The organism is Rudaea sp., from assembly GCF_036383415.1.
Lineage (GTDB): Bacteria > Pseudomonadota > Gammaproteobacteria > Xanthomonadales > Rhodanobacteraceae > Rudaea.
In genome coordinates this window covers 1-4328 of the sequence record NZ_DASVOK010000034.1, presented here as the reverse complement: position 1 = coordinate 4328, position 4328 = coordinate 1, and the positions used below count along the sequence as shown (strand labels likewise).

At 66.3% G+C, this 4328-nt stretch carries 5 protein-coding genes; 2 read left to right on the top strand and 3 right to left on the bottom strand.

The window, feature by feature from the left end; genetic code table 11:
• Window positions 1-78: 78 nt before the first annotated feature.
• Window positions 79-447 carry a hypothetical protein gene (locus VF497_RS01160; RefSeq protein ID WP_330885431.1) on the bottom strand — a complete coding sequence of 123 codons (369 nt, stop codon included), beginning with the start codon at window positions 445-447 and terminating at the stop codon, window positions 79-81.
• Window positions 448-582: 135 nt separating this feature from the next.
• Here VF497_RS01160 and VF497_RS01155 point away from each other — a divergent pair, with 135 nt between their 5' ends.
• Window positions 583-2424: a monovalent cation:proton antiporter-2 (CPA2) family protein gene (locus tag VF497_RS01155; protein WP_330885428.1), complete on the top strand. Its 1842-nt coding sequence runs from the start codon at window positions 583-585 to the stop codon at window positions 2422-2424.
• Between the two features lie 346 nt (window positions 2425-2770).
• The gene (locus tag VF497_RS01150; RefSeq protein ID WP_330885426.1) at window positions 2771-2974 is read left to right on the top strand and encodes a hypothetical protein; all 204 of its coding nucleotides are present in this window, start codon (window positions 2771-2773) and stop codon (window positions 2972-2974) included.
• 61 nt (window positions 2975-3035) lie between these two features.
• Here the strand turns inward: VF497_RS01150 and VF497_RS01145 are convergent, their stop codons facing one another.
• Together VF497_RS01145 and VF497_RS01140 are read right to left on the bottom strand one after the other, a co-directional pair.
• Window positions 3036-3770: a response regulator gene (locus VF497_RS01145; RefSeq protein WP_330885424.1), complete on the bottom strand. Its 735-nt coding sequence runs from the start codon at window positions 3768-3770 to the stop codon at window positions 3036-3038.
• A partial coding sequence (locus tag VF497_RS01140; protein ID WP_330885423.1) for a sensor histidine kinase occupies window positions 3767-4328 on the bottom strand: 562 nt, incomplete at its 5' end. The genes VF497_RS01145 and VF497_RS01140, both read right to left, overlap by 4 nt.

Here is a 4328-nt window from a genome sequence, read left to right as displayed (position 1 = left end):
CATCGCGCGCACGCCGCCGATCGCGGTGCTGCGCCAGGGTTGAGTAAATAAAAAGTGGGCCATCCGTGGCCCTACCAACTAGCGGAACAGGAAAGCGGCAAGCAGCGCGTGCGCGGGACAGCCGACGCCGCGCGGACGCGATGGCTTGCGCGCACGGCGCGCACGGCTCGGAGCAGACTTGGCGCGGCGACGGGGCATGCGGTTCCAGACCCGGCGCGACGTGGCGAGCAGCGAGCGCCAGCGCAGGATCAGCAATTGCGTCGCCGGCACGATGACGAGCCACAGCGGCAGCCAGCCCAGCCATTCGCTGCGCCCGCGCAGCGCCGGCACGCAGAGCACGGCGAGACAGCCGAGCACGAGCCACGCCTGCGCGATGCGCACCGCGATCGCAGGTTCTTTCGCGCCGAACGACGGCATCGCACTTGAATACAGCAGGGCTGCACGCATGATCTACTCCATCCACTCGCCAGGTTGCGGACGAGAATGCAGCGTTGTGGTCTCAGCGACTGAGATTGCGCGGATTTTTCGATCGGCGCCGATCCGTGCGGTGTCTATAATTGCAAGAGAAAGCGAGGGTCGACGATGGCAGGCTCACACTTCCTGCAGTACATGGTGATGTTCCTCGCCGCCGCGGTGGTCGCGGTGGCGCTGTCCAAGCGCGCGGGCCTCGGCGCTGTGCTCGGCTACCTCGGCGCAGGCGCGGCGATCGGGCCGAGCTTCCTCAACCTCGCACCGGACATGAGCGGCGCCAACGAGCTGTCCGAGCTCGGCGTGATCCTGCTGCTGTTCGTGATCGGCCTCGAACTGTCGCCCGCGCGCCTGTGGCTGATGCGCCGCGCCGTGTTCGGCGCCGGCCTGATCCAGGTCGTGCTCTCGGCGCTGATTCTCGGCGGCATCGCGGTCGCGGTCGGTGTAACCGCGTCGAGCGCGGTGATCATCGGTCTCGCGCTGGCGTTGTCCTCGACCGCGATCGGCCTGCAGATCCTCGCCGAGCGCAAGGAGATTGGCGAGCCGCACGGCCGCCTCGCGTTCGCGATCCTGCTGTTCCAGGACCTCGCCGCGATTCCGATCCTCGCCCTCGTGCCGCTGCTCGGCGCGCATGACGCGAGCGGTGCCGGCGGCAATGTCTGGCTCGCCGCGGCGAAGGCGATCGCCACGATCGCGGTCGTCGTGGTCGGCGGCCGCTATCTGTTGCGCCCGATCTTCCGTGCGGTCGCGGGAACGCAGATTCCCGAAGTGTTCACCGCGATGGCCCTGCTCGTCGTGTTCGGCGCGGCCTGGCTCATGGAAATGGCCGGCATGCAGATGTCGCTCGGTGCGTTCCTCGCCGGCGTGCTGCTCGCCGATTCGGAATTCCGCCACGAGATCGAATCGCAGATCGAGCCGTTCAAGGGTCTGCTTCTCGGCCTGTTCTTTGTCGGCGTCGGCGTCTCGCTCGATCTCGGCCTGGTCAAACAGCAGCCGCTCGCGGTCGGCCTGATCGTCGCCAGCATCCTCATGGTCAAGGCGCTCGTGCTGCTCGCAATCGGCAAGCTCTCGGGCAAGCTCGACTTCAATCAGTCCGCCAAGCTTGCACTCGTGCTCGCCGGCGGCGGCGAATTCGCCTTCGTCGTGCTCAACCTTGCCCGCGATCATCAATTGCTCGAAGGCACCCAGCACAGCCTGCTCGTGGTGTCGGTCACGCTGTCGATGGCGCTGATCCCGCTGCTCGTGGTCGGCGGCGGTCGCCTGCTCGCGGAGCAGAAGAAGAAACCGCAGCCCGAGTTTGACGTCATCCCCGACCAGCACCCGCGCGTCATCATCGCCGGCTTCGGCCGCGTCGGCCAGATCATCGCGCGCGTGCTGCGCGCGCAGAAGATCCCGTTCACCGCGCTGGAAAGCTCGGTCGAGCAGGTCGAGCTCGTGCGCCGCTTCAACCAGAACATCTATTTCGGCGATTCGAGCCGGCCCGAGCTGCTGCGCGCGGCCGGCATCGAGAAGGCCGAGATCTTCGTGCTCACCACCGACGATCCGGAACTCAACATCCGCACCGCGCGCGTGGTCAAGCGTCTGTACCCGCACATCAAGATCATTGCGCGCGCGCGCAACCGCCAGCATGTCTGGCGCCTGATGGACATGAATGTCGACGGCATCGTGCGCGACACGTTCTATTCGAGCCTGGTCATGGCCAAGGGCGTGCTCGTCGACCTCGGCATCGCGCCCGAGATCGCCAAGGCGCGCATCGACATCTTCCGCAAGCGCGACGAACAGCTGCTGCGCGACCAGCACCTCGTCTACGACGACGAGGCCGCGCTGCGGCAGACGGCGCAGGAAGCACTCAAGGACCTCGACCGCCTGTTCGAAGCCGACGAACGCCCGGTCCAGATCGAAACCGACGAGGACGAGGACGAAGAAGGCAAGGCAATGATTCCAGGCACGCCTTGAGCCATTTCGTCGGCGCCCTGGGCGTTTCGTCGCATTCCTGCCGCTTCCATGCCATTGGGCACTCCTCCGCGAGCTTGACTCGGCGTAGAGTGACCCTACGTTGGCTAGAACCTATCTCAAAACTACTGCGCTCGACATTTCGTACGCCGGCGGTGCTCGGACTGCGTAGGCAGGATGCCGAAGCGAACGGCGAAGCCGGCCCGAAGGGCGAGCCGCAGGAGCGGCGAGTCATCCTCATTTACTGTACGTAAACTCCGGTTCCTGCGCTCCGGCGTCACACGAACTGCCTTCGCTCGCTACGTTTTGAGATAGGTTCTACATCCTCCAGGCCATCCCGAGATCGACGATGCTGACTTTCATCCTCTGGTTGCTGCTGTTCGTGTTCTGCTGGCCGATCGCGCTGCTCGCGCTGATCCTCTATCCGATCGTGTGGCTGTTGTTGCTGCCGTTCCGCCTCGTCGGCATCGCGCTCGAAGGCGTGTTCGAATTCCTGCGCGCGCTGTTGCTCCTGCCCGCGCGCGTGCTCGGCGGGCGACCGGCGACACGATAAGACGACGATAACGGCAACCCGGCCTTTCCGGCGCCGTCACGAACGACGGCGTCATGCACGCTCAGGTTTGTCCTGCGTCTTCGTTCAACTCGAAGCGATAACCGAGCCCGTAGATCGAGGCGATCGGATCGACACCGGCCTCGCCCAGTTTGCGCCGCAGATTCTTGACATGGCTGTCGACGGTGCGGTCGCTGACCACGCGATGATCGCTGTACAGCGCGTCCATGAGTTGCTGGCGCGAATACACGCGCCCCGGTTGCGAGGAAAGTTTGCGCAGCAGGCGAAACTCGACGGGGGTCAGCGCGACCGCGTGGCCGTGCGCGCGCGCCTCGAAACGCCCTTCGTCGAGCTCGACCACGGGCGGTTTGCCGGTTTCCGCCGGCGCCGCGCGACGTAGCACGGCCCTGACCCGCGCGACGACTTCGCGCGGACTGAATGGCTTGCAGATGTAGTCGTCGGCACCGAGTTCGAGGCCGAGCAGGCGATCGATCTCCTCCACGCGCGCGGTCAGCATCAGCACCGGCACATTGGCGATGCGCGGATCGGGTAGCGCGCGCAGCGTGCGGCAGATCTCGAGGCCGTCGACGCCGGGCAGCATCAGGTCGAGCACGACCGCATCGGGCGCATGCTCGCGGATCCACTCGACTGTGCCCGCGCCCGTATCACGCAGGCTGACGCGGAACGCCGAGGCGGCGAGATAGTCACGCAGCAGCGCGGCGATCTTCGGCTCGTCCTCGACCACGAGTACGTGCTTGGTCGTATCGGGGTTGGTGGAATCGTTCGCGGCGAGCGTCATGTGGTGTTCTCCGTGGCGTGCGGCAGATCGACGAGGATGCACAGGCCACCAAGCGCGGAGGCCTCGGCGCGAATCGTACCGCCATGCGCGGCGACAATGGCGCGGCAGATCGCAAGGCCGAGGCCCGCGCCGCCGCTGTTGCGCGCGCGCGAGTTGTCGACGCGGTAGAGGCGCTCGAACAGCATCGGCAACGACGCCTCCGGTACGCCGGGAGGCGTGTCGTCGATGGCGAGACGTGCCGAATCCGCGCTCCGCGTCAGCGTGATGCGGATGCGCCCGGGCGCATCGGTGTAGCGGCGTGCGTTCGCGATCAGGTTGTCGAGCAGTTGGCCCAGGCGTCGCGCATCGCCACGCACCGTGGGCGCGTCGCCGGGTAGATTGAGTTCGAGCGCGAGTCCCGCATCGGCACAGGCGCGCTTCTGCAGCTGCGTGGCGTCGCGCACGACTTCGGCGAGATCGAGTGTTTCAAAACGGTATTCGAGCGCACCGGCATCGGCAAGCGCGAGCTGGTACAGATCCTCGATCAGTCCCGACAGGCGTTCGCCTTCGGCGGCGAGC